Origin of the sequence: Streptomyces sp. NBC_01304 (assembly GCF_035975855.1) — a bacterium.
Lineage (GTDB): Bacteria > Actinomycetota > Actinomycetes > Streptomycetales > Streptomycetaceae > Streptomyces.
Map to the genome: position 1 here is coordinate 9,135,397 of NZ_CP109055.1, position 23,912 is coordinate 9,159,308.

At 71.1% G+C, this 23,912-nt stretch carries 20 protein-coding genes and 1 pseudogene; 7 read left to right on the plus strand and 14 right to left on the minus strand.

The window, feature by feature from the left end; translation table 11 throughout:
• Positions 1 to 53: 53 nt before the first annotated feature.
• Both OG430_RS40670 and OG430_RS40675 read right to left on the minus strand, forming a co-directional pair.
• On the minus strand, positions 54 to 1,088 hold the full coding sequence (locus OG430_RS40670; protein ID WP_327357684.1) for an aldo/keto reductase: 1,035 nt from the start codon (positions 1,086 to 1,088) through the stop codon (positions 54 to 56).
• 1 nt (position 1,089) lies between these two features.
• Positions 1,090 to 1,326 carry a hypothetical protein gene (locus OG430_RS40675; protein WP_327357685.1) on the minus strand — a complete coding sequence of 79 codons (237 nt, stop codon included), beginning with the start codon at positions 1,324 to 1,326 and terminating at the stop codon, positions 1,090 to 1,092.
• 95 nt (positions 1,327 to 1,421) lie between these two features.
• Between OG430_RS40675 and OG430_RS40680 the strand changes: the two genes are divergently transcribed.
• Positions 1,422 to 2,063: a LysE family translocator gene (locus tag OG430_RS40680; RefSeq protein ID WP_327357686.1), complete on the plus strand. Its 642-nt coding sequence runs from the start codon at positions 1,422 to 1,424 to the stop codon at positions 2,061 to 2,063.
• A gap of 213 nt (positions 2,064 to 2,276) precedes the next feature.
• Here OG430_RS40680 and OG430_RS40685 read toward each other — a convergent pair whose 3' ends face one another.
• From OG430_RS40685 to OG430_RS40695, 3 genes are all read right to left on the minus strand, one after another.
• Entirely contained in the window at positions 2,277 to 2,930 is a 654-nt protein-coding gene (locus OG430_RS40685) for a hypothetical protein (protein WP_327357687.1), read from the minus strand.
• A gap of 70 nt (positions 2,931 to 3,000) precedes the next feature.
• Positions 3,001 to 3,777 carry an alpha/beta fold hydrolase gene (locus OG430_RS40690; RefSeq protein WP_327357688.1) on the minus strand — a complete coding sequence of 259 codons (777 nt, stop codon included), beginning with the start codon at positions 3,775 to 3,777 and terminating at the stop codon, positions 3,001 to 3,003.
• A gap of 87 nt (positions 3,778 to 3,864) precedes the next feature.
• Complete coding sequence (locus OG430_RS40695) at positions 3,865 to 4,497, minus strand: TetR/AcrR family transcriptional regulator (RefSeq protein ID WP_327357689.1); 633 nt, start codon at positions 4,495 to 4,497, stop codon at positions 3,865 to 3,867.
• 110 nt (positions 4,498 to 4,607) lie between these two features.
• Between OG430_RS40695 and OG430_RS40700 the strand changes: the two genes are divergently transcribed.
• Entirely contained in the window at positions 4,608 to 6,098 is a 1,491-nt protein-coding gene (locus OG430_RS40700; RefSeq protein ID WP_327357690.1) for a cytochrome P450, read from the plus strand.
• A gap of 45 nt (positions 6,099 to 6,143) precedes the next feature.
• Here OG430_RS40700 and OG430_RS40705 read toward each other — a convergent pair whose 3' ends face one another.
• Positions 6,144 to 6,884: a peptidase E gene (locus OG430_RS40705; protein WP_327357691.1), complete on the minus strand. Its 741-nt coding sequence runs from the start codon at positions 6,882 to 6,884 to the stop codon at positions 6,144 to 6,146.
• A 136-nt stretch (positions 6,885 to 7,020) separates the two neighbouring features.
• Between OG430_RS40705 and OG430_RS40710 the strand changes: the two genes are divergently transcribed.
• Positions 7,021 to 8,253 carry an MFS transporter gene (locus tag OG430_RS40710; protein ID WP_327357692.1) on the plus strand — a complete coding sequence of 411 codons (1,233 nt, stop codon included), beginning with the start codon at positions 7,021 to 7,023 and terminating at the stop codon, positions 8,251 to 8,253.
• A gap of 1 nt (position 8,254) precedes the next feature.
• Here the strand turns inward: OG430_RS40710 and OG430_RS40715 are convergent, their stop codons facing one another.
• Both OG430_RS40715 and OG430_RS40720 read right to left on the minus strand, forming a co-directional pair.
• On the minus strand, positions 8,255 to 9,442 hold the full coding sequence (locus OG430_RS40715; RefSeq protein ID WP_327357693.1) for a cytochrome P450: 1,188 nt from the start codon (positions 9,440 to 9,442) through the stop codon (positions 8,255 to 8,257).
• Positions 9,439 to 12,633, minus strand: coding sequence for an amino acid adenylation domain-containing protein (locus OG430_RS40720; RefSeq protein WP_327357694.1), 3,195 nt, complete (start codon positions 12,631 to 12,633; stop codon positions 9,439 to 9,441). Before OG430_RS40720 ends, OG430_RS40715 begins: the two co-directional genes overlap by 4 nt.
• A 344-nt stretch (positions 12,634 to 12,977) precedes the next feature.
• On the opposite strand from OG430_RS40720, the gene OG430_RS40725 reads away from it, so the two are divergent.
• The 3 genes from OG430_RS40725 (at position 12,978) to OG430_RS40735 (ending at position 19,132) form a co-directional block, all read left to right on the plus strand.
• Positions 12,978 to 16,172: a type I polyketide synthase gene (locus OG430_RS40725; RefSeq protein WP_327357695.1), complete on the plus strand. Its 3,195-nt coding sequence runs from the start codon at positions 12,978 to 12,980 to the stop codon at positions 16,170 to 16,172.
• A 312-nt stretch (positions 16,173 to 16,484) separates the two neighbouring features.
• Entirely contained in the window at positions 16,485 to 18,398 is a 1,914-nt protein-coding gene (locus OG430_RS40730) for a non-ribosomal peptide synthetase (RefSeq protein ID WP_327357696.1), read from the plus strand.
• Positions 18,395 to 19,132, plus strand: a complete 738-nt coding sequence (locus tag OG430_RS40735) for a thioesterase II family protein (RefSeq protein ID WP_327357697.1) — start codon at positions 18,395 to 18,397, stop codon at positions 19,130 to 19,132. The genes OG430_RS40730 and OG430_RS40735 overlap by 4 nt, the downstream gene beginning before the upstream one ends.
• Before the next feature lie 33 nt (positions 19,133 to 19,165).
• Here the strand turns inward: OG430_RS40735 and OG430_RS40740 are convergent, their stop codons facing one another.
• Complete coding sequence (locus tag OG430_RS40740) at positions 19,166 to 19,405, minus strand: hypothetical protein (RefSeq protein WP_327357698.1); 240 nt, start codon at positions 19,403 to 19,405, stop codon at positions 19,166 to 19,168.
• Between the two features lie 478 nt (positions 19,406 to 19,883).
• Here OG430_RS40740 and OG430_RS40745 point away from each other — a divergent pair, with 478 nt between their 5' ends.
• The gene (locus tag OG430_RS40745; RefSeq protein WP_327357699.1) at positions 19,884 to 20,642 is read left to right on the plus strand and encodes a polysaccharide deacetylase family protein; all 759 of its coding nucleotides are present in this window, start codon (positions 19,884 to 19,886) and stop codon (positions 20,640 to 20,642) included.
• A gap of 66 nt (positions 20,643 to 20,708) precedes the next feature.
• Here the strand turns inward: OG430_RS40745 and OG430_RS40750 are convergent, their stop codons facing one another.
• The 5 genes and pseudogenes from OG430_RS40750 to OG430_RS40770 all read right to left on the minus strand — a co-directional run bounded on the left by OG430_RS40750 (position 20,709) and on the right by OG430_RS40770 (position 23,795).
• A complete protein-coding gene (locus tag OG430_RS40750) occupies positions 20,709 to 21,095 on the minus strand; it encodes a hypothetical protein (RefSeq protein WP_327357700.1) in 387 nt (128 codons plus the stop codon).
• A 16-nt stretch (positions 21,096 to 21,111) separates the two neighbouring features.
• Positions 21,112 to 21,513 (minus strand): SMI1/KNR4 family protein, encoded by a 402-nt coding sequence (locus OG430_RS40755; RefSeq protein ID WP_327357701.1) that lies wholly within the window; start codon positions 21,511 to 21,513, stop codon positions 21,112 to 21,114.
• Positions 21,514 to 21,570: 57 nt separating this feature from the next.
• Positions 21,571 to 21,702 (minus strand): annotated as a pseudogene (locus OG430_RS40760) (undecaprenyl-diphosphatase); the annotation flags it as partial.
• A gap of 2 nt (positions 21,703 to 21,704) precedes the next feature.
• Entirely contained in the window at positions 21,705 to 23,072 is a 1,368-nt protein-coding gene (locus tag OG430_RS40765; RefSeq protein ID WP_327357702.1) for an integrase, read from the minus strand.
• 366 nt (positions 23,073 to 23,438) lie between these two features.
• Positions 23,439 to 23,795 (minus strand): hypothetical protein, encoded by a 357-nt coding sequence (locus OG430_RS40770; RefSeq protein WP_327357703.1) that lies wholly within the window; start codon positions 23,793 to 23,795, stop codon positions 23,439 to 23,441.
• Between the last annotated feature and the right edge of the window lie 117 nt (positions 23,796 to 23,912).

Sequence of the window (23,912 nt, forward strand, 5' to 3'; positions counted from 1 at the left end):
GCCTGTGGGCGCACAGCCAAGAGCCGTGCAGCGATCAGACTCGAACGGGACCCTCAGGCGCGGCCGGGGAGTTCGATGCCCGCCGCGAGCGACAGCCGGTCGATCTCCGCGAGTTCGTCCGCGCCGAACGCGGGGGAGTCCAGCGCGCTGAGGTTCTGCTCCAGCTGGCGCACGCTGCTCGCGCCGACCAGCACCGAGGTCACCCGCGGCTCGCGCAGCAGCCAGCCGAGCGCCAGCTGGGCCAGCGACTGGCCGCGGCCACGCGCCAGTTCGTCGAGGGCGCGCAGCAGCACGAGCCGCTCGTCGGTGAGCGCGGTGGAGGAGAGGAACCGCGAGGTGGCCATGCGGGAATCGGCCGGAATGCCGTGCAGATAGCGATCGGTGAGCTGCCCCTGCGCGAGCGGCGAGAAGACGACGAGGCCTGCCCCGGAACGCTCGGAGGCGGCCAGCAGCCCGCCCTCGACCTGCCGCTTCAGCAGCGAGTACGGGTGCTGGTTGAGCAGCAGCGGCACACCCAGGTCGGCCAGCAGGGCGGCCGCCTCGACGGTCTGCCCGGGGCTGTAGTTCGACAACCCCGCGTACAGCGCCTTGCCCTGGCGCACCGCCGTGGCCAGCGCGCCCATCGTCTCCTCGAGCGGAGTGTCCGGGTCGGGCCGGTGCGAGTAGTACACGTCGACGTACTCGACACCCATGCGCGCGAGCGACTGGTCCAGGCTCGCCAGGAGATGCTTGCGCGAGCCCCCCTCGCCGTACGGGCCCGGCCACATCTCGTTGCCCGCCTTGGTGGCGAGGAACAGCTCGTCACGGTACGGCCGGAAGTCGGCGCGGAAGTGCCGGCCGAAGTTGGCCTCGGCGCTGCCGTACGGAACGCCGTAGTTGTTGGCCAGATCGAAGTGCGTGATCCCGAGATCGAAGGCCCGCCGCAGCACGGCGCGCTGGCGCTCCAGGGGGTCGCCGTCGCCGAAGTTGTGCCACAGCCCGAGCGCGAACCGGGGGAGCAGCACACCGCTGCGGCCGCAGCGCTCGTACGGCATGGAGGCGTAGCGGGTGTCGTCGGCGAGGTGGGCGGGGTGGGGTGCGTGGCTCATGTCACCGTCCTGGTCGGGGGACGCGGTCCTGCCGGATGCTCTGGCACTGCACGATGATCCCGCCGACCAGCACGGCGACGCCGCCCGATGCCCAGAGCACGACGAAAAAGTTGGCCAGGCGCGCGTCGGCCCAGCTGTCGATCCAGATGAGGAGGCAGAGCCCGAGCAGCCCGAGGGCGCCGAAGACCAGCGGCCGGGTACGTGCCCTCAGGGTCGTGGTGATGTTCTCGCTCCGCACTTCATGGAGCGTACAAGGGCACGGGAAAACCAGGTGTCGGCCGAAAGGCCGATCTATACGCTGCGGCGCATGAAGCCTACGGACGGCAGCACCTCATGATCTCCACCGATCGCTTGCTCGCCTTCGCGGCGATGTCCTTCCTCCTGATCGTGATCCCCGGCCCGAGCGTGATCTTCGTGGTCGGCCGGGCGCTGGCGCAGGGCCGCCGGGCCGCGCTGATGACCGTGGTGGGGAACACCCTCGGGGCGTACGTCCTCGTCCTTGCCGTGGCGCTCGGCGTCGGGGCCGTCGTGGAGCGTTCGGTCCTCGTCTTTACGCTGCTGAAGCTGGTCGGCGCCGCGTATCTGGTGTACCTCGGGGTCAAGGCCGTACGCCGACGGGGTGCGCTGCAGGCCGCGTTCGCCGACCCGGACTCGGTCGCGCGGGGCGGTCTGCGCACGCTGGGGGAAGGGTTCCTGGTCGGCGTGGCCAACCCCAAGACCATGGTGTTCTTCGCCGCGGTGCTGCCCCAGTTCGTCGACCGTGAGCAGGGACACGTGATGCTGCAGATGCTGCTGCTCGGCCTGGTCTTCAACGCGATCGCGCTGGCCTCCGACAGCGTGTGGGGCCTGGCCGCGGCCACGGCACGCGGCTGGTTCGCCCGGTCGCCGCGGCGGCTCGGCATGGTGGGCGGGGCCGGGGGGCTCGCGATGATCGGGCTCGGGGTGACCGTGGCGGCGACGGGGCGCGCGGACTAGGGCGTGTCCGGCGGATCTTCGCGGGCCCACGACGCCTGGCACGCGCCCCCAGCCTCCGGCCGGGGGTGCCCCCGCTCGCCGCACGCCCGAATCACCCAAGTACGTCCAGTACGAGGGCGATCCGGGCGCACGCCGAGAGCACGCACCAGACGCCGCGGGCTCTTCCACGAAGATCCGCCGGACACGCCCTAGGCCGGGGGCTCGGCGGGTGGCTCAGCCGCCGACGCCCACGCCGTTGTCGGGTGCCCCGTCGCCCTCCGGGGGCAGGTCGCCGCGTTCCACCGGAGCGGTCGGGGCGTTCTCGGGCAACGGAGGGAGTACGTCGGTGAGTTCGGCGTCGCTCGCCGGGTGGGCCTGCTCGGCGGCTCGGCGCAGGGCGTCCCGCTCGACGGCGGCCCGGTCCGCGCTCAGCCTCAGCAGGCGGCCCGTCACCGGGATCAGGTAGGCGTGCCGGCCGCTGCCGCTGCTGTACCAGCCCTTGCCGTCCTTCTCGCAGGTGGCCTGCCCGGCCGCCGCCCTGCCGCCGAAGCCCGGGCAGGTCGTGGCGTCGACGGTGCCGCGGTCGACCGACAGCTGGATCTGGGCGGCCGGGTCCCGGCGTACGTAGGTGGCCGAGAAGCCGTCGTCCCCGATGACGCCCACGGACTGCTCGGCCACGGTGAAGTCGGGCACCTCGGTCACGTACACGTTCTCGATCGCCACCTGGATCGCCTGCGCGCGGGCTTCGAGCTCCCCACGGTCCGCGGCCTGCTCAGCCGAGCCGCCGGAGCTGCCGGAGTCACCGGAGCCGCCGGCGACCTCGCTGCCGCACGCGGCGAGGACCAACGGCAGCGCGAGCAGCACAGCGATACGCACGGGTCTGATCATGCGCACATCATCGCGTACGGTCCGGCCCACGCCGACGGCGGGCGGCCGGCGCCCGCCGTCGGGCGGGACCTCAGCGCACGCCCTCGCACAGCTCGAGGATCAGCTGGGCCACCGCCTCCGGAGCGCGCAGGGTCGGCAGGTGGTCGCAGCCCGGCATCCGCACCAGGCGGCAGCCCGGGATCTGCGCGGCCATCTCCTCGTTGCAGCGGACCACCTCGGGCTGGTCCTGCTCGCCGAGGGCCAGCAGGCACGGGACCGCCAGCTCGCCGAGCCGGTCGAAGGCGGGCGGGTCCGGGACCTGATGCGGGTGGGTGGTGAACCAGCTCGGCAGTGCCCCGCGCAGCTGGGCGACGGCCTCGGGGTCGTCGCCGGTACCGGCCGCGCCCCAGGTGCGCAGGCACAGCGCAAGGAGACCGTCCATGTCGCCGCTCTTGGCGAAGGCCTCCACCTGGGCCATGAACTCCGGTGCGGCCAGCCCTTCGTATCCGGTGACCCCGGGACAGAACAGGGCGAGCCCAGCCACCCTGCCCGGGTCGCCCACGGCCAGGCTCAGCGCGGTGGCGCCACCCATGCTGGTGCCCACCAGGACCGCGCGGGCGAGCTCGAAGTGGTCGAGGACGGCGGCCAAGTCCGCGGCTTGGGAGTACGGGGCGGCGGGTGCAGGGGAGCGGCCGAAGCCGCGTGCGTCGTACTGGATCACCCGGTGGTTCTGTACGAGGTGCGGCAGGAGCTTGTCCCAGATGGTGGAGTCACCGATTCCGGGGTGCAGCAGGACCAGTGGCAGACCGCTCCCGCCCGAGTCGTCCGCCCATACTTCGCCGTCCTTGACCGAGACCATGAGTTCCATGACTCCAAAGTGCCTGCGGGGCCGCACAGTTCACCAGGGCAGTGTCGGCCTTCTCCGGCACGCGCGGAACCTCGGTCCGCGCTCTCCTCAGACCGTGATCGCCCCGAGCAGCGCCCGCGCGCACAGGTCGCGCACTTCTTCGCGGGCGAGCCCCGGTTCCTCCAGCCACTCCAGGCAGACCGCGACGAGGAAGGCCAGCCAGCCGCGGACGGCCAGGCGGAGGGTGGGCAGGTCCTGGGTGGCGCCCGCGGTCTGCGGGTCGGCGGCGAGGGCGGCGAGGATCTGGCGTTCCTGGGCGGCCAGGCCCTCCTTGTAGACGCGGCGCACGGTCGGGTCGCCCGCGGCCTCGGCGCGGTGGAAGGCCCGGAAGCCCTCGGCGTGGGTCGCCACGTAGTCGAGGAACGTGTCGAGGCCGGTGCCGAGTTGCTCCAGGACCGGGACACCGGGGGCGGCCGCGGTCAGGCGCAGCATGCGTCTGCTCTCGCGCTCGATCACGGCGGTGAAGAAGTCCCGCTTGGTCGGGTAGTAGTGGTAGAGCAGCCCGCGGGAGACACCGGCGATCTCGGCGACCTGCTCGATCCACACGTCGTCGTACGGATTCTGCGCGAAGAGCCGCGCCCCCACCGTCAGCAGTTGCTCCCGGCGCTCGTCGGTACTCAGCCGGCGGCGCGTGCGGGTGTGTGCCGCCCCGCCCTGCGCCTCACGCTCCTTCGCGGCCATGGCAGCACCTTACTTGACGTGGATTCAATAGCGGCAGCACACTGGGAGGCGCTATTGAATCCACGTACAACAAGGCCCAACGGCCCTGCGGCACAAGGGAGATGGCTCGGATGGCGCAGTTGACGCAGCCGGCGGGGAGTGCGGCGGGCGAGGGGAGTCCGGGGGCCGGCCCGGGCGGTGCGCCGCAGCCGCGCGGATTCCGCAGTGCGGAGCTCGGCTGGCCGGAGCTCGGGCGCATCCCGCATCCGCCGCGCCGCATCCCGCTGATCGGTGACGTGATCGGCGCCAACGTCCGTACGCCGGTGCAGGATTCGATGGTGATCGCCCGGACCCTCGGCCCGATCTTCCGGCGCAAGGGATTCGGCAAGGAGATCGTCTTCGTCTGGGGCGCGGATCTGGCGGCCGAGCTGGCCGACGAGGCGCGGTTCGCCAAGCACGTCGGTCTGGGCGTGGCCAATCTGCGGCCGGTCGCGGGCGACGGACTGTTCACGGCGTACAACCACGAGCCCAACTGGCAGCTGGCGCACGACATTCTGGCGCCGGGGTTCAGCCGGGACGCGATGGCCGGCTACCACCAGCTGATGCTGGAGGTGGCCGGGCAGCTGATGAGCCGCTGGGACGCGCGGGAGGCGGCGGGCGACGCCGTGGACGTGCCGGGCGACATGACGAAGCTGACCCTGGAGACGATCTCGCGCACCGGCTTCGGCCATGACTTCGGCTCCTTCGAGCGGGAGCGGCCGCACCCCTTCGTCAGGGCGATGATCGGCACGCTCTCGCACGCCCAGCGTCGCAACGTCGTGCCGCCGGTGCTCGCCCCGCTGCTCCTTCGCGGCGCCGAGCGGCGCAACGCCGCCGATACGGCGTACCTCAACGAGACGGTGGACGCGGTGATTTCGGCCCGCCGCAGCGCGCGCGAGCCGGGCTCGGGGGACCTGCTCGACCGGATGCTGGAGGTCGCCCACCCCGACACCGGGGAGCGCCTGTCCGTGCAGAACATCCGCCGCCAGGTCATCACCTTCCTGGTCGCCGGCCACGAAACCACCTCGGGCGCCCTGTCGTTCGCCCTCCACTACCTGGCGCAGCACCCCGAGATCCTGGCCCGCGCCCAGGCGGAGGTGGACCAGATCTGGGGCGACGTGGCGGAGCCCGCGTACGAACAGGTCGCCAAGCTCCGCTACGTACGCCGGATCCTGGACGAGGCGATGCGCCTGTGGCCCACCGCCCCCGCGTTCGCCCGCGAGGCCCGGCAGGACACCACGCTCGGCGGCGTCCACCCGATGCGGCGCGGCGCCTGGGCGCTGGTCCTCACCGCGATGCTGCACCGCGACCCGGCTGCCTGGGGCGAGCGGCCCGAGACCTTCGACCCGGACCGGTTCGCGCCCGCGGCCGTACGTGCCCGGCCCGGCCACGTCTTCAAGCCGTTCGGCACCGGCGCCCGCGCCTGCATCGGCCGCCAATTCGCCCTGCACGAAGCGACGTTGGTGCTGGGGCTGCTGCTGCGCCGGTACGACCTGCGGCCCGAGCCGGACTACCGGCTGCGGGTCGTGGAACGGCTCACGCTGATGCCTGAGGGGCTGAAGTTGCAGCTGGAGCGGCGGTGATGACCCCGCCCGCGGTCCGTGCGGTTCATGCGGTGGTGCGCCGGATCAGGGTGAGGAGGAGGGCAGGCGCCGCGGCTCGATGCGCTCTTCCACCGCGCTGTCGCCCTCGGGGCGGACCACGTACGCGCCCTTGCCCGGCAGTTCCGTGACCGCTTCGACCAGCTCCGTGCCCCGGTAGACGAGGCCCACTCCGTCGTCCGTGCAGTGCGCCGTCGGGACGGTGCCGTCCGCGACCAGGCGGTGGATCAGCGGGCGCCGGCCCGCGTCCGAGTCGTAGTGCACGCCGTTGGCGTACGGCAGGAGGCCGAGGCCGTTGGTGACGGGGCGCAGCTCGGGCCCGAACGAGTCGGTCGCGCCGCCCTCGAACCAGCAGATCGATCCGGCGCTGACCCCGCTGAGCACGACCCCGGCCTGCCAGGCGCGGCGCATGATGGCGTCCAGGCCGTGCGCCCGCCACACCGCGAGGAGATTGACCACCGAGCCGCCCATGACCCAGACGACGTCGTGCTCCAGCACGGCGCCCTCGACGTCCTCCACGTTGGGCATGGGGAACAGGTGCAACGGCGTCAGGTCGAACCCCGCGACCCGCGCGGCCTCGGTCATGCGCGACGCGAAGTGTTCGGCGTCCCCGATGGCCGTACCGACGTACATGATCCGGGGGCGTCGGCCGTGCACACCGGAGAGGTCGACCGCGTGATGCACCAGGGAGTCGAACTGCACCCGGGTGCGAGCCCCGAGGCGGTGTCCGCCGGAGGTCGCGACGATGGTCGGTTCTGGTGCCGTCATGGCCATGATCGTAGCGACGGGCCGTGGGAGGTCTGCTGCGGTCCGCCGCTCTCGCTATCCGCCGCTCTTGATATTGGACGTGGCGCACAACAAGCTTGCGGCACTTGCCTCCCACCCGTGACGTGGAGTTTCCTGCATGCCCCGCCTGATACCGGACAGCGCCCCGCAACGGGTCCTCGCGGCCGTGAACTTCGTCTACACCATCGGCTACGGCCTCTATCTGACGGCCGGCGTGCTGTATTTCACCCAGGCGGTGCACCTCTCGGCGAAGCAGGTGGGACTCGGGCTCGGCGTGGCCGGGATCGTCGCGCTGACCCTGGGGGTCACCGTCGGGCATCTGGCGGACCGGTACGGGGCGCGCGGTGTCTATGCGGCGACCCTTGCCGTCCAGGCGCTGGCCACGGCCGGGTTCGTACTGGCGGACAGCTTCTGGCCGTTCGTGCTCGCGGTCTGCGCGGCCGCCGGGGCGAGGACGGCCTCAGTGGCCGCGCGCTCCCCGCTCATCAGGCACTACGGAGGGGACCGGCCGCAGGAGTTCCGGGCGTATCTGCGTGCGGTGACCAACCTGGGCATCTCCCTCGGTGCCGTGCTTGCGGGCTGGGTGGTCCAGGTCGGCTCGCTCACCGCGTATCAACTCATGGTCATCGGCAATGCGGTGGCCTTCGTGGTCGCTGCCTCGATCCTGTTGCTCCTGCCCTCGGTCGCACCGGTCCCCGCCGTCGCCGGCCCTCGCTGGACCGCCGTGCGTGACCGCCCCTACCTGGTGCTCACCGCCCTCGACGGCATGATGGCCGTCCAGTTCAAGGTGCTCACCGTGGGCATCCCGCTGTGGCTCGTCGGTGCCACCGCCGCCCCGCACTGGCTGATCTCGGGCACGATCCTCACCAGCACCTTCATCGTCATCGCCTTCCAGGTGCGAGCGAGCCGCACCATCGACTCCCCGACGGCCGGCGGCGGCGCCTACCGCCGGGCGGGCGTGGCCTTCTTCGTGTCCTGCGCGTTGATTTCGCTGGCCGCGGGCGTCCCGGGGTGGGCCGCCGCGGCACTGCTCCTCACCGCTGCCGTGATCCATACGATCGGTGAACTCTGGTACTCCGCCGCGGGGTTCGAGGTGTCCTTCGCGCTCGCCCCGCGGCACGCCACCGGCCAGTACCTGGGCGTGTTCGGCCTGGGCGCGGGGCTGGCCGACGCGCTGGGACCGGCGCTGCTCATCTCGCTGTGCATCACCTGGGGGCGTCCCGGCTGGTACGTCCTGGGCGCCCTGTTCGCGCTGACGGGCCTGGCCGCGCCCTTCGCCGTACGTTGGGCGCAGAGCAAGCGGATCCCGGAGCAGGTCGCGCCCGCGCCGACGGAGAGCGCGAAGGCCTGACTCAGCGGGCGACCAGGCGCACCGGGGCGTGTGCCGGGCCGTTCACCGTGATCGAGCGCAACGGCTCCGCGGCTCCGGCCGGTTCGACCACGGTGACCAGCTCCGCCAGTGTCTCCAGGAGCATCCGCATCTGGTGGCGGGCCATGGTGCTCCCGATGCAGACGTGCTCGCCGGTGCCCAGCGCCAGATGGCGATTGGGCTGCCGGCCGAGGTCGAAGCGGTCGGGTTCGGTGAACACCGACCCGTCCCGGTTGGCCGAGGGAATCCACAGCACGACCCGGTCCCCGGCGGCGATGCGCTGATCCCCGATGACCGTGTCCTGTACGGCTGTTCGCATGCTGTGGGTGGCGCTGCTCGTCCAGCGCAGCACCTCCTCCGCCGCGGTCCTGACGAAGTCGCCGTCCCGCTCCCGCGCCAACCGCTGCCATTGCTCCGGGTGTTCGGCGAGGGCGAGGACTCCCGAGGCCATCGACAGCCCCGCGTTCTCCGACGCTCCGACGAGGTTCTCGACGCCGAGCAGGATCTCCGTCTCGGTCAGCAGGTCACCCTGCACCTCGTTGTTGACGAACATGCCCATCGCGTCGTCGGCCGGCGTCTCCATCCGCGCGTACATCATGTCGATGAAGTAGCGCATCAGCGGCACGTGGCTGGTGAGGGGCTTGCCGGACTCGAACGCCTCGGTGCTCCACGTCAGCAGCTGCTCGCGGTCCTCGGGCGGTACGCCGAGCAGTCGGGAGATGTTGTAGCTGGAGAGCCGGGCTCCGATGTCGTGAACGACGTCACAGGTGCCCAACTCCACCGCACGCAGGACGACTTGGTGGATCTCGGCGCGCATCTCGTCCGCCAGGGAACGGGCGCACCGCTCGGTGAACCGGTCGGCCACCTGCCCGCGCAGGGCGCGGTGCCGGGGCGGATCGGTCAGGGCCATGGTCAGGCCGCTGCCGGGGTCCTCGCCCAGCTCCGTCGGCCGCAGCAGGACGCCGTGCGCCGAGCTGAAGACGCCGGGGTTCTGGTACGCGTGCCGGACGTCCTCGTACCGGGTGAGGGACCAGAAGCCCGGCAGGGCGCCGGGCTCGTGCCAGTGGACCGGGGCGTGCTCCCGCATCCAGCGCCAGAGCCGGTGCACCTCCCCGGAGGCGTGCAGGTCCGGGTCGACGAGGTCGGCAGGGGTGTAGGTGGAGACGGTCACGGCGCAACTCCCGCTGCGATCAGGGCGATTCGGTCATGGAAACCCTTGAGCAGGGTCAGTGCGGTGGCCGCGGTGACGGCGGCCCGCCGGTACGAGAGCACCGCGTCCAGCGCGCCGTCCTCGTCCGGCCACACCTCCAGGTGCAGCTCCAGGGGAAGGGCTGCGTACGGCTGACGCAGATGCGTGGCGGTGACGCCGGGCAGGTCGAGCCGGGGCGGCGGGTTGTCCTGGAGGGCGAAGAGGGACTGGAACACCGGCGGCCGCCCGGACGTGGCCGGTGCGACGGCTCGGGCGATGTCGGTGAAGGGGACGTCGCTGCGGCCGAAGGCCTGGTGAACCAGCCGGCCGGTCTCCCGGATGCCGTCCTCGCCGCCGCCCACCGCGTTGCCGCGCAGGCGCACCGGCACCATGTTGATCAGGCAGCCGATGCTCTGCTCAAGCTCCGGGACCGTGCGTTCGGCGACGGGCACGCCCACCGCGAAGTCCCGCTGTCCGCAGACCTCGGCCAGGGTGTCCGCCCAGGCCGACAGGAGCACCACGAAGCGGCTCACGCCGAGTGCCGCGGCCTGCGCGTCGAGGCGCGCCGTCATGGCCGTGGGGACGGTCGCGTCGAGGTGCGCGGTCCCGGATTCCCGGGGGTCGGGCCGTTCGGGCCAATTGATCTCGGGTACGTCCTGGAGCTCGTCCCGTATGCGTTCCCTGCGTATGCCCTCCGTTCGCCCTGCCGCGTCCGTCGTGGCGGTGGCCGCCGTCGTCAGCCGGGCCCGTTCGGCCAGGGTCGGCGGGGCGGGGCGCGGTTCACGTCCGGCGTAGGCGTCGGAGAGGTCACGCGCCAGGACGGATTCCGACCGGCCGTCGAAGGCGATGTGGTGCACCAACAGCCCGAACAGCCAGTTGCCGGTGTCGGACACCGGCACCAGCGCGGTGCGCCACACGTCGGCGTCCAGCGGTTCGAGCGGCTCGTCGAAGAGCTGCCGCATCGCGTCGACCGCGTCGTCCACCGTCGGTCGGGCGTCCAGGAGTTCCAGGGGCGGGGCGGGGATGTCGGTCACCTCGGCGTGCGGCCGGGGATCCACCTGGAAGGCCGTACGCAGCACCTCGTGCCGCTCGTGCACGGCGGCGACGGCCGACTCCAGGGCGTCCTGGTCGAGCGGCCCGTCCAGCTGCCACGTCATCAGGCAGTATCCGGACCGGTCGTGCGGCGCCGTCAGGTGGCGGGTGAGGAAGACCAACTCCATGGGGGTCAGCGGGACTTCGCCGCTCGCCGGTTGCTCGGCAGTCGCGGTACGCGCCAACTGCAGCCATTCTCCGAGATGTTGGGCCGACGCGTACTCGTACAGGATCGACAGCGGTACGGGCCGGCCCGCACGCTTGCCGATCCGTGTGCACGCCCGGGCGGCACCCAGCGAGGTGCCGCCCAGCTCGAAGAAGGAGGCGTGCGGTGGGACGGAACGGGTGCCCAGTACGGCGGCGAACTCCTCGGCGACCAGGCGGACGAGCGGGTCTTCGACGGGGCCCTGCTCGTTCTCGGCAGGCGCCTCGGGTACGCGTACCAGCAGGGCGCGGTCGTCCAGCTTGCCGGTGCCGGTCAGCGGGAAGGAGTCGACGAAGACGACGGCGGCGGGGCGTTGGTAGGCGGGCAGATGGCGGCTGAGGATCGCCAGGATCTCGGGTTCGTCCGGTGGCGTCATCGCCGGTACGGCGGGTGGTGTGATCGCCGGTACGCCCGGTGATGCGATCGCCGGTACGCCCGGCGGCATGTCGTCCGTCCCGCTCGGCAGGCAGAAGGCCACCAGCTCGTGGACGTTGCCACGTTCGTTCCAGCGGGGCACCACGCGGCAGTCGGCCACGTACGGGAGCAGGTGCTCGATCTGCCGCTCCACCTCGGCCGGTTCGACGCGGTTGCCGCGGATCTTCACCTGCCGGTCGATCCGCCCGCGGTACTCGATGACGCCCTGGTCGTCCCGGGTGCCGAGGTCCCCGGTGCGGTACAGCCGGACCTGCTCGCCGTCGATGTCGACATGGGTGAACTTCTCGGCGGTGAGGGCAGGTTCGCCGAGGTAGCCGTGGGCCAGGCCGTCGCCCGCGACGCAGATCTCTCCCGGCTCCCCGGGCGCGCAGGGGCGGTCGCCCAGCAGGACGAAGACGGCGGTGCCGGGCACCGGGCGGCCCAGCGGGATGCCGCCGTCCCGGGTGCAGTCCGCGGCGGTGATGCGGTGCGTGGTGGCGAACACCGTGCTCTCGACGGGGCCGTAGCCGTTGAGCAGGGCCGTGTCGGGGAACCGGTCGACGAAGCGGGCGACGTGCCGGGCGGACAGGCGCTCGCCGCCGATGACGACCTGGGTCAGGCCGTCCATCGCCGCCAGGTCCTCATCGACGATCAGGTTGAACAGGCTGCTGGTCAGCCACGCCGTGTTCGCCCCCTGGCCGGCGACCATCGCGCGCAGGGCCTCGGCCGTCAGGAACGGCTCGTCGATCAGGACGCCGGTGCCGCCGTTGTACAGCGCACCCCAGAGTTCGAGGGAGAACGCGTCCCAAGGCAGCGCCGCCGCAAGGGGGATGACCGTGTCCCGGTCGAAACGCGCGAAGGTGCCCTCCCGGAAGAGCCGCGCCGTCGCCCGGTGCGGGGTGACCACCCCCTTGGGCCGACCCGTGGTGCCCGAGGTGAAGAACACCGAGCAGGCGTCGGAGCCGCGTACGGCGACCTCGGGTCGTGCAAGGTCTGAGGAGCGGGCGGGGCCTGAGGGGCGGGCGGGTTCTGCTCCCGTCATGCCGTCGGCCGGTGTCCACAGCGGCGCGGACAACTCGGCCACCACGCCCGGCCGGGCGACGACGAGCGGCGGCCGGAGCTGGTCGACCACCGCCTGGAGGCGGCTGGGCGGCCAGTCCGCGTCGAGCAGCGCGTAGGCGGCCCCGAGCTTGAGGACGGCAAGGAGCGTGACGACCATGTCGACGGAGCGCGGCAGCAGAATCGGCACGAGGTGCCCCTGCGCGACGCCCGCGGCGGCAAGCCGGCGGGCCAATTCCTCGGCGCGGGCGTCCAATTCGCCGTAGGAAATCCGTGCGTCCGGGGCCACCAGGGCCATGTGCCGCGGGTGCGCGCGGGCGTGTCCTGCGAAGACGTCATGCAGTCCTTCTCCCGGTGAATCCCCAGCAAGTTCTGCGGCCCACGCGGTATTCGACTGCAGCACGTCGACTCCCTTCGGAATCCGGGATTGGAGAGGTTTGGAGAGGTTTCGAGCAATGAGGGGTTTGGAGCACCACATCAGGAGCTTACGACGGTGCCATGCCGTACCGATTCCTGCCAGTCTTCTTTTCCCTGAAGGGAGTTGAGCAGCCTTTCGTCGCGAATGCGAAGACGGACCGCACCTCGTTCGCCGGTCGGCGAGTTGTGTAATGATCCCAGAGCGGTCCGAGGAACCACCGACGGCCGTTCAATTCACGCGCCATCAGCGCGACTTCGGAGGGAACTCGGATGGAATATCCGTTTTCCCACGGGATGACGGGGGACGTTGTGACGAGTCGGGATCGTTCCTTGGACATCGCGGTCACCGGCATGGCGGCGCGGTTCCCCGGCCCTCGTGACATCGACGCCTGGTGGGATTCCCAGCTCCGGGGGAGCGTGCACAGCAAGCGGTACACGCAGCAGGAACTGCTCGCCGCCGGAGTGCCCGCCGCGCTGGCCGCCGACCCCGACTACGTGCCCGTACGCGGCCATCTCGACGACTGGGACCGCTTCGACCACGACTTCTTCCAGATCCGCAGGCGCGAGGCCGAGCTGATGGACCCGCAGCATCGCTGGATGCTGGAGGTGGCCTGGAACGCGCTGGCGGACGCCGGGGTCGCGCCCCGCGAGGACACGGCGGTGACCAGCGTCTACGCGTCCATGACGGGCAGCGGCTACATGCGCGCCATGGTCCGTGGCGGACACCTCGACCCCGGGCTCCTCGACGACGTGATCCACGGCACCGAGCCGGACTTCATGGCGAGCCGCGTCGCGTACAAACTCGGCCTGAACGGACCGGCGTTCGCCGTCCAGACGGCCTGCTCCTCCTCGCTGGTGGCCGTCCACCTGGCGGTGCAGGCCCTGCTCAGCGGCGACTGCGACCAGGCCCTCGTGGTGGGGGCCGGGCTGGGCTATCCCCAGGTGGGCTATCTGCACACGCCGGGCGGCGTGCTGTCCGCGGCGGGTGCCTGCCGGGCCTTCGACCGGGACGCGGACGGGGTGATCGCCGGATCCGGTGCGGGCGCCGTGGTGCTGCGCCGCCTCTCGGACGTCACCGGGGACGACCCCGAGCCGTACGGGGTCATCCTGGGCTCCGCGATCAACAACGACGGGAACACGAAGGCGGGTTACTACGCCCCGTCCTCCGCCGGGCAGGAACGTGTCATCGACGCCGCGCTGAGCGCCGCCGAGGTCGACGGCGGGTCCATCGGCTATCTCGAGGCCCACGGCACCGGCACCCGGATCGGCGACCCGATCGAGTGGGCGGCGGCCGGCACCGCCCTGCGCAGGGCCGGGGCCCGGCCGGGCAGCGTGGCGGTGGGCGCGTTGAAGGCCAACGTCGGCCACCTGGACGCCGCCGCGGGAGTCGCCGCGTTGATCCGGGCACTGCTCGTGGTGCGCAGCGGCATGATCCCGCCCGTCGCGGGGTTCGCCGAGCGCAATCCGCTGTTGGAATCCGAGAACTGGCCGCTGTACATACCCACCGAGGCCACGCCCTGGCAGGGGGAGCTGCCGCGGCGTGCCGGGGTGAGCGCGTTCGGGATCGGCGGCACCAATGCGCACGTCGTGATCGAGCAGGCGCCGGGGCGCGAGTCGGCTGCTCCGGAGGCCCGGGGCCCGGGCGGGGCGGCTGCGTTGAAGACGCAGGCCCCGCGCGTACCGGCCGCCTTCGAGACGCAGTCCGTACGTGAACCAGTCGTGCTCGCCGCCGGATCGCCGGCCACGCTCGTCTCGGGGGCGGAGGCCCCGCGTGAACCAGGCGCTCAGGGGGCGCAGGCCGTACGTGAACCGGTCACGCTCGCCGTCGGGCCGCCGGCCACGCTCGTCTCCGGATCGGAGGCCCCGCGGCAACCCGGCGCCCAAGGGACGCAGGCCCCGCGTGAGCGTCTGGTCCTGCTCTCCGCGGCGGAGCCCGCGGCGCTCGACCGCATGGCCGACGAGCTGGCCACCCACCTCAAGGCCCACGACCCGGACCTCGGCGAGGTCTGCGGCACCCTGGCGGGCGGTCGACTCGCCCTGGGTGAACGCCTCGTGGTCACCGGCCGGACGAGTGCCGAGGTCGCCGAGCGCCTCGCCGCGCGGTCCGGCGTGGTCCGGGGTGCCGCGCCGGTGACGGGCCCCGCCCCGGTGGTCTTCCTCTTCCCCGGCGGGGGCACCCAACGCCCGGGCATGGCCGAGTCGTTCACCGCTCTGCCCGGGTTCCGGCGGGCGCTCGACCAGTGCCTGGCGGCCTTCGCCGCCCCGCAGGCGGAGCGGATCCGGCAGGCGCTGTACGACCCGGACTTCCCGGCCGACGAGCTGAACCGGCCCGCACTGGCGCAGCCGGCCCTCTTCGCGGTCGGCCACGCGGCGGCGACCGCGCTCCAGGACCTGGGGCTCCGGCCGGCCGCTGTCTGCGGACACAGCTCCGGCGAGATCACCGCGGCCGCCGTCGCCGGAGTCTTCAGCCTCGCGGACGCGGCCGCCTTCATCACGGCGCGCGGCAAGGCCATGCAGGACTGCCCCGAAGGCGCGATGCTGGCCATCGGGACGGACGTGAAGCAGGCCCTCGCCCTCGCCGAGGAGTGGGGACTCAAGCTCGACGTGGCCGCGGTCAACGGCCCGGACTCCTGCGTCCTCGGCGGCCCCGTCGACGAGGTGGACGAATACCTGCGGCGCCTCGGCGACACCTTCTTCGTACGCCGGCTGCGCTACAGCCACGCGGGCCACTCGCGGCTGATCGAGCCCGCGCTGCCCGTGCTCACCGAGGCGATGGCACGGGTCGCGCTCCGGCCGTCGACCCTGCCCATCGCGCTCAACGTCTCCGGACAGGTCGCCCCGGCCGGAACCGCATTCCCGCGCGACATGTTCGTCACGCAGGTCCGGCGGTCGGTGCTGTTCGGCGACGCCCTCGACGCGCTGGCCGGCCATGTGCCGGGCGCCCTGGCCGTGGAGATCGGTCCCGGGCGGCCCCTCTCACCCATGGCGGAGGCGGCGGGTATCCCCGCCATCGCCCTGGACCAGGTCAAGGACGCCCCGGGGTCCGCGGCCCTGAGTGGCGTCGGAGCCCTGTGGACCCTGGGCCAGCCGGTCGCGCTGGACGGCCTGACCGGCGACGGGCGCAGGGCCAGGCTGCCCGGCTACCCCTTCGCCGGACCTTCCTCGGTGGCACCGGAAGCCCTTGCCCGGGAAGTGCGTGCCCCGGAAGAGCTCGGCCCACCCGCGACGGAGCCGCGCCGCACTCCGGCCCCCACTGCGCCGCCCGAGCAGGCGGCACCCGAGAGCCCCGCCCCGCCGGACCCGGCGGAGGGGGTGACCCGGATTTGGGCGGAGCTCCTCGGCCACGACAAGGTCCCGGCGGACGCCGACTTCTTCGCGCAGGGCGGCGACTCCCTGCTCATCACGAGGCTCATCCGCAAGGTGAACAGCGACTTCGGGATCCGTGTTCCGGTGCGCGAGATGCTGGCCCGCCGGACGCTGAGCGGGCATATCGAAGTGGTCCGCCGAGTCCGCGACGAAAGCTGATTCGGCCAACTACCGCCTCGTACAAGTCCATTGCATCGTCTAATCCGCCCTCCTATGATCGCAGCCGGGGAGCGGCCACGCGTAACAGCAGAGGCCGCACATTCCCATTCCTTAATCCGGACCGAGCAATTGACGGACTCACACAGCAGAGTTCGTTTGCATAGCGGTAATCGGCCCCGCCGAAGCGCATAAACTGCGAACAGGCCGCAGGGATACCGCTGATAGCTTTGGGAGTTCTTCTTCATGTTGGCGATTGCCTCGGCAGCCGGTGAACCACTGCCACAAATACCCTTCGTTCCCGCACACGAAGCGGTGGCCCGACTGGCCCTGGACCGCCCCGAGGTGGTCGCCGTGCGGTGCGGCGACACCGCCGTCACCTACGGCGAACTGATCGCCTGGGCCCGGCAGTTGTCCCACCGCCTCGCCGCAGCCGGGGTCGGCGTCGGAGACCGGGTCGCCCTCCTCGCCGAGCCCTCCGCCGCGATGATCGCGTCCGTGCTCGGCATCCTGGGCGCGGGCGCCGCCTACGTGCCCATCGACCTGGCCCAGCCGGACGCCCGGCTCGCCACGATCCTCTACGACGCGCAGGTGAAGGCCGTCGTGACGACGGCGCACACCCAGCCTCGTACGGCCGGATCCCAGGTGCCCGTCGTGACGGTCGCGAACCTCCCCGCCGAGGAACCGAACGCCGGGCTCACCGACGCCGACTCCGAAGACGCAGCCGCAGCCGCAGTCGCAGCCGAGAACAATGCCAACTCCGGCCCCGGCGACGGGTCCTTCGCCGCCACGGCCGGCCCGGCGGACCCGGCCTACCTCATCTACACCTCGGGCAGTACGGGCGAGCCCAAGGGCGTCATCGTCGAGCACCGCAACCTCGCCGCGTCGACGCGGGCACGCCTCATGGTCTACCCGGGGACCCCGACCTTCCTTCTGCTCTCCCCGCTCGCCTTCGACTCATCGGTCGCCGGCATTTGGGGGACGCTCCACGCGGGCGGCTGCCTCGTCGTGGCGACCGCGGACGAACTGCGCGACGCCGAAGCGCTGGTGGCCCTCGTCAGCCGCCATCGCGTGGACCGCACCCTCTGCGTGCCCACCCTGTACGGGCTGCTGCTCGACGCCGCCGAACGCGCCGGTACGTCCCCGCTGGCCTCGCTGCGCCAGGTGATCGTGGCGGGCGAGGCCCTGCCGCAGACGCTGGCCGACCGGCACTTCGCGGTGCACTCCTCGGTGGTCGACCTGGTCAACGAGTACGGCCCCACCGAGGCGACCGTATGGGCCGCCTTCCACCGCTTCACCGGCACCGGACCGGTCAGCATCGGCGGCGCGGTCCCGGGCGCCCGCCTCTACGTACTCGACGGCGAGCTGCGGCCCGTACAGCCGGGCGTGGAGGGCGAGTTGTTCATCGGCGGGGCCGGGGTGGCCCGCGGCTACTTCGGCCGCCACGAGGCCACGGCGGCGGTCTTCCTCGCCGACCCGTTCGCCGACGAGCCGGGCGCACGCATGTACCGGACCGGCGACATCGTGCGCTGGACCGACGGGGACCGGCTCGACTTCATCGGCCGCAAGGACGACCAGATCAAGGTCCGCGGCCACCGCGTGGAGCTCGGTGCGGTCGAGTCGACCCTGTGCCTGCTCGACGGCGTCCAGGACGCGGTCGTGCTGCCCGACGCACAGGGGACGGGCCTGATCGGCTTCGTCGCCTCCGCGCAGGACGCGGACCCGCTCGCACTGCGCCGCGCCCTCGCGGAGAAGCTGCCCCCGGTGATGGTGCCCGGCGAACTGCGGGTGCTGCCGGAGCTGCCGCGCAACCTCAACGGCAAACTCGACCGCGCGCTGCTGCGGACGCTCGCCGCGGAGCCGGCTGCCGCCGCCGCCCGGTCCGATGCCGCGCCCGTCTCGGGCGAGCCGCTCACCGCCCAGGTGGCGGCCGCCTGGGCGGAAGTGCTCGGCGTGGCCACGGTGCCGCTGGACGTCAACTTCTTTGACTTCGGGGGCCATTCGCTGGCCATGTTCCAGTTGCAGGAAGCACTGGAGCGGCACTGCGGGATGCGGCCGACGATCGTCGCCCTGTTCCAGGAGACCACCGTGTCGGCGCAGGCCGCGCTCATCCGGGCCAGTCGTGAGCAGGGAGAGGAGGCGGGGCCGACCGGTTCCGCCGAGGCCGCCCGAAGAGCCCGTACCGCCAGACTTCGCCAGCAGCGCGCCCGCAGAGGAGCAGGCCAGTGACCACGGACACCTCACGCTGGCTCGCGTGCGACACCGCGCGCCCCGACGCGCGCATCCGTCTGGTGTGCTTCCCGCACGCCGGGGGTTCGGCCGCCTTCTACCGGGGCTGGGGACAGTCGCTGCCGGAGGCGGAGGTGTACGCCGTCCAGTACCCGGGGCGCGCCGACCGGTTCGACGAGGAACCTCCGCACGACCTCGTGCAGCTCGCCGCCGGCATCGCGGACGCGCTGGAACCGCTGGCGGATCTGCCGCTTGCCTTCTTCGGGCACAGCCTGGGCGCTCCGATCGCCCTGGAGACGGCGCGCGCGCTGCAACACCGGGGCATTCACCTCGCCCACCTCTTCGCCTCGGGCTCCCGGGACGCCCCGCTGCCTGACCTCGACGGGCCGGAGGAGGACCCCGACCAACTCCTCGAAGACCTGGTCAGGATGGGCGGTACGGACGCGGAGATGGCGGCCGACCCGATCTTCCAGGAGATCGTCATGCCGTATCTGATGGCCGACGGCATCATGTTCCACCACTACGACATGACGCCCGAGCCGGTGCTCACGTGTCCGGTCACCACCATCGTCGGCGACCAGGACGACGACGCGGACCTCCGTCCGTGGAGCGCGCTGAGCACGGAGCCGGTCCAGCAGGTCGGCGTCCCCGGCAACCACTTCTACCTCATCGCCGACCCGCCGTACTCCGTCCTGCGGGAGACCCTGGCCGCCTCGCGTCCCGGCTCCCGCTGAACTTCGCGTACGGCGACTCGCGTACGGCAGGTGTCAGAGGTCGTCCATGCTCGGTGGGCCCGCGACGCACTTCCCGGTCTTGTCCACCACGTAGACGATGTCGCGAGTGCCGATGGCGTCCGGGCCTTCCGACTTGGCCGGCTCGGGGTCGATGAACGGGCAGGTCGACTCCACTCCCCGGACGACGACCTTGTACGTCACAGGCCATGCGCGCTCCTCGTCCCACCCGAAGTAGGAGCCGCCGCCCGAGGTGTCGTCATTCCCGATGACCACGACACCGCGCTTTCCCGTACCCGGGACAACCGACCACGTGAGCGTCCCTTGCCGATTCGTTGACCAACCGCACCGGCAGTCCCGCACTCGCATCGGCCGAACCACCGCACCCCGTCACGGAGATGGCAGCGATGCCCAGGGCGGCGAGCAGCGACATGCGCCGGCGTGTCCTGCTCCGGCCGGACGTGCTGCCGAGCCTGCCCGGCCGCAAGGATCGCATGTCTGGCCTCTCCGTCGTGGTCGTGGGCGGGTCGTGGATCATCGCAGGTCATGGGCGTGCCGAGCAACGGTCCGAGAGGTCGGGGGCCGGGCGAATCGGTACGTTCCGGCCGCCGCTCGCGGGGAGTTGTCCGTGCTCTCTCCCGGAATTGTCCTTGATCGGTAACAGGCGGATCCGTCGGCGGCTCTGTCTCGTCCTGACAGTTGGTCGCAAAGTGGCCAGGGGATCGGCGAGGAACTGCAGTGAAATGGGGCGGACATGGCGCGGCACGGCGGTGGGCGGGGTTGGTACGGCAAGGTCGTCGGGGCAGCGCTCGGAGTGACGCTGCTTGCCACCGGCGCCTCGGTGTGGAGCGCGCAGGCCGGTACCGGGGGCGACGCGTCCCCCAAGCCGAAGGCGCCGCGCGTGAAGCCGGTAGCGGCGACCATCGCGCACGCCTCGGAGGCGGGGGCGCGCGGTCTCAACATCACCATTGACGACGGCCCCGACCCCGTGTGGACCCCTCAAGTGCTCGACCTGTTGCGGGAGTACGAGGTGAAGGCCACGTTCTGCATGGTGGGGACGCAGGCGCAGGCCCACCCGGACCTCGTGAAGAAGGTGGTCGCGGCCGGGCACCGACTGTGCAACCACTCGGTGTCGCACAACACGGCCATGGACAAGCAGTCCCAGCGCTACCAGTCGCAGCAGATACTCGACGCCGAACGCATGATCACCAAGGCGTCCGGCGGCGTCCGGCCGATGTACTACCGGGCGCCCGGTGGGGCGTTCACCCCCTACAGCCGCAAACTCGCCGCTTCCCGGGGCATGCGCCCGCTGGGCTGGAACGTCGACTCCAAGGACTTCGAGCGTCCGGGCGCGGACGCCATCGTCGCCACGGTCGAGCGCGAGCTCCCGGGCGGGCCGACCCTCCTCTTCCACGACGCGGGCGGCGACCGCGCCCAGACCGTCGAGGCCCTGCGCCGACTCCTTCCCCGACTCAAGGAGCAGGGCTACTCCTACGGCTTCCCGGTGCGCTGACCTCGGATCCGCCGCGTTCCCCAATCTCCTGGGTGTACACGATCTCCTGGGCGTACACGGAAGCAGCTACTCCCGGCCCGAAGCCGAGTCGCGGAAGCGGCGCAGCAGTTCGACGGCTGCAGGGCTGTCCGGGTCGAAGCTGTGGATGCCGTCCTGCCCGTGGGAAACGGCTGCTCCCCACAGGCGGGCACCATGGCAGCGGAAGCAGAAGGCGATCTTGAACAGCAGATCGGTGGAGCTGTGCGCGCGGACGCCCCAGCCCGGGAAGAAGCAGCGGTGCAGTTCGCTCTCCGGCAGCTCGCCGATCAGTGCCAGGGTCTGCTCGGCCTGAGCCGCGTTCCAGATCGCGGTGACATCGCCCGTCAGGTCCGCCGACCTGATGTGCCGCGCCGGGTCGGTGATGCGGACGACTTCGAGCAGTTCGGCCTTCTCGCGGGCGGGCGGGAGCAGCATGCGCACAGTATTGCTGTCAGGCGGGTGCGGTGTCGCCGTCGAACGGGTCGTCGAACCGCCGGCTGTCGGTGAGGCCTTCGACGAATGCGCGGAAGTCTGCGGCCAGGGCGAGTTCGCTGCCGTCGTCGGTGTCGAACCAGGTGACCGTGGGCTCGCGGTCGGGGCCGTACATCCGGTGGTCCAGTGCGATCCAGAAGTGCCCGTCGCCGGACAGGAGCGCGAGAGGCGAGGGCAGCTGCCACTCCTTGACCGGGTACGGGGTGTCGAGCAGCGAGATCGTCCCCTCACATACGCCGATGCCCATCAAGTCCTCGAAGGGGACGTGGTCTTCGCTCCACGAGGTCGGACTGCTGGTGGGAAACACGCGGAACCGGTCCACCACGCTGCCGCCGTTCTGTACCCGCAGAAGGTCGGTCATGGCCGCCGGCCTGAGCGTCGACGGCTCGGGCTGTCCGCGGCCGGTGATTCGCCCCCCTCAGCCCGCCGATTCCCCCGCGTGCGGGCTCAGCGCGTCCGTCCCCACCAGCGCGAACAACACGATGCCGAGCAGGATGCGGTAGTACACGAACGGCATGAACGACTTGGTCGTGATGAACTTCATGAACCAGTTCATGCGTCGAGGTCCTGAGCGGCTTCGACCTGCTGTTTCCACCACTCTTCAAGATCGAATGGGAGAGCAGTGGGAGATGGCACCTTCCAGTGTTCTCCCTCGCTGGCCACGAAGCGCAGCCACCTGGTTTGCAGCGAATCGGCAATCTCCTGCTCCATGGTCAGGGTAACGTGCGAGTAGAGACCTTCCACGCCGGCGACCTCGTGGCCCATGCGGGTCTCAACGGCGATGCGACTGTGTCGATCTTCGTCCAACCACTCCTTGCCGCCGTGACGAAGCAGGTACAGCCGCTTCCCGGCGTACGCGGTCGCAGAGACCTCCGGAAGGGGGCGGCGGGAGGTGACCAGCTGGGGCTGGCCCAGGCGAACCCTCTTGAACTCCTCGGAGGCCGGTCGACCGCGCGAGACCGGCTGCCAGTAGTAGTAGCTGAAGTTTGCGTTGGCCAGCAACCCGCCGCCAATGGCCGGGAACAGATACTCGTGATCATGGCTGGCGAGGAGCGCCGTGTGCAGTTCCGCAAGGAATCCGGGGAGGGAGAGATTTCGATGGGACTCGTACTTTGGCGGGAAGAGCTTCACCGGTCCCTTGCCGAACTCGCGTTGGAACTGCCACTGGACGCGGAGCGCGGGCAGTGCCGTTGGCCCGTAGCGCTCCAGGGCTTCTTTCCGCCGCTCAAGGTCGGGGTCTGAGGCCGGCCAGTTCGGGTGGCAGAACTCGCGGCGCAGAGCGTAGAGCTCGGCAGGCCGCATGACCGTGAAGGGCATCGTCAGGAAAAAGACATAACCGGCGAAGCCCCAGAAGGTAAGTGCATTGAGGGCGAGTTGGTGCACCTCCCTTATCTGCATGTCCTGCTTCTTCTCCCGGGGCTTCTTCGTGTACTTGCCGCGTCGGGACTTCTTCTTCACCGGCGATTCGGCCCGTAGGCTGTCATCGACCGCATCGTCCATGATCATGCTGAACACGAGCCGAATCTCTCTGGCGTACGCGTTACCGACACCGGGCTGGGCGTCCAAATGGAGACTCCATGCGCGGTAGTCGGAGGCCTTGATGTCGCCCACGGAGGTCTCGCCCCAGAAGGGCACGATGTGGTTGCGCAGGATGCCGTCGATCGTTCGCCATCGCAGGTGCCCGACGTCCTGCGTCCTCAGCCACTTGGGGCAGTAGGTGGACATGAGGATGCTTCCGTCGCGGCGGCTGATATAGCGCGCGTTGCGAACGTCGGATTCCCGGTCCAGTCCGTACTCGTAGGCGACCTCCTCGTCGGTGAAGCCACCCTGGCTGTCGTACTCGGGCTTCCCGTTCGGCTTGATGCGGCCGGTCTTCCAGCGGACGCGGCAGAAGTTGCCGCGCCACTCGATGTAGGGCATCAGGTGTCTCTCTTTCGGGGCGGTAGGGGCAGGGTTCGGCAGTTGAATAAGGCAGATGTGTTGCGGCGTGTGGGACTGCGGGGATCAGGCATGCACCCCTTGGGCGCGGCCCGGATCCTGGCGTGGAACGGCCGGGATACCTCCATGACTCGGACCGTCCGCAACGGACACACCATCACTTGGTGCGTCACGGAAGCCGCGTTGGGGTGACGAGCAGGTTGCCGGGCATGGGAAAACCCGCCCTGGTCCGGGAGTTCTCTCACGTCAGCACGGGTCCGGCGGAGCGAGCCGGCCTATGCGCTCCTTCGTCTGGGAGAAGCCAGTCGGGGTGAGGCTGCCGGTCGCGGCATACCCTTAGGGATCACCTCACGCGGCGGGCTTGAACCGGACGGTGGCTGGCGTAGCCGGGCCGCTGCCAGTGGACTTACGTGTAGTGGTTTTGCGGCGGCGGGCCTTGGCCAGCGCCGACGGCCGGGACATCTCACGGTGAATCTCCCGGATTTCGCGGCAGTCCTGGAGGCTGAACCGCAGGAATTTGCCGAAGCGGTGGTGAGGGAAGCCGCGATGGTTGGCCCCATCTCGAAGCCACCTCTCGCCGCAGCCGATGGCGCGGGCCGCTTCCCGTGGGGTGAGCATCACCTCGCCCTGCTCAAGGGCCTGAATGGCTGCCTCGATTATGGCCTTGCGGTCGGCGCCGGTGCAGTTTGCCTCCGGACTAGTCATGGCACCTCTCTTCCGTCTCGGGCTGGTTGGGTGCTTCGTCAGCTGGTAGGCACCCGGACATGAAGCGAGCGCAGGAACTTGTACGAACTCGCAGACGGCTGGTCCTTGCGTGTCAGC

Bases quoted from the DNA above. Each gene is read 5' to 3' on its own strand.
- OG430_RS40745 (WP_327357699.1), top strand. From the start codon at position 19,884: ATGGCGCGGCACGGCGGTGGGCGGGGTTGGTACGGCAAGGTCGTCGGG.
- OG430_RS40770 (WP_327357703.1), bottom strand. From the start codon at position 23,795: ATGACTAGTCCGGAGGCAAACTGCACCGGCGCCGACCGCAAGGCCATA.
- OG430_RS40750 (WP_327357700.1), bottom strand. From the start codon at position 21,095: ATGCTGCTCCCGCCCGCCCGCGAGAAGGCCGAACTGCTCGAAGTCGTC.
- OG430_RS40705 (WP_327357691.1), bottom strand. From the start codon at position 6,884: ATGACGGCACCAGAACCGACCATCGTCGCGACCTCCGGCGGACACCGC.
- OG430_RS40710 (WP_327357692.1), top strand. From the start codon at position 7,021: ATGCCCCGCCTGATACCGGACAGCGCCCCGCAACGGGTCCTCGCGGCC.
- OG430_RS40695 (WP_327357689.1), bottom strand. From the start codon at position 4,497: ATGGCCGCGAAGGAGCGTGAGGCGCAGGGCGGGGCGGCACACACCCGC.
- OG430_RS40765 (WP_327357702.1), bottom strand. From the start codon at position 23,072: ATGCCCTACATCGAGTGGCGCGGCAACTTCTGCCGCGTCCGCTGGAAG.
- OG430_RS40670 (WP_327357684.1), bottom strand. From the start codon at position 1,088: ATGAGCCACGCACCCCACCCCGCCCACCTCGCCGACGACACCCGCTAC.
- OG430_RS40690 (WP_327357688.1), bottom strand. From the start codon at position 3,777: ATGGAACTCATGGTCTCGGTCAAGGACGGCGAAGTATGGGCGGACGAC.
- OG430_RS40685 (WP_327357687.1), bottom strand. From the start codon at position 2,930: ATGATCAGACCCGTGCGTATCGCTGTGCTGCTCGCGCTGCCGTTGGTC.
- OG430_RS40680 (WP_327357686.1), top strand. From the start codon at position 1,422: ATGATCTCCACCGATCGCTTGCTCGCCTTCGCGGCGATGTCCTTCCTC.
- OG430_RS40700 (WP_327357690.1), top strand. From the start codon at position 4,608: ATGGCGCAGTTGACGCAGCCGGCGGGGAGTGCGGCGGGCGAGGGGAGT.
- OG430_RS40755 (WP_327357701.1), bottom strand. From the start codon at position 21,513: ATGACCGACCTTCTGCGGGTACAGAACGGCGGCAGCGTGGTGGACCGG.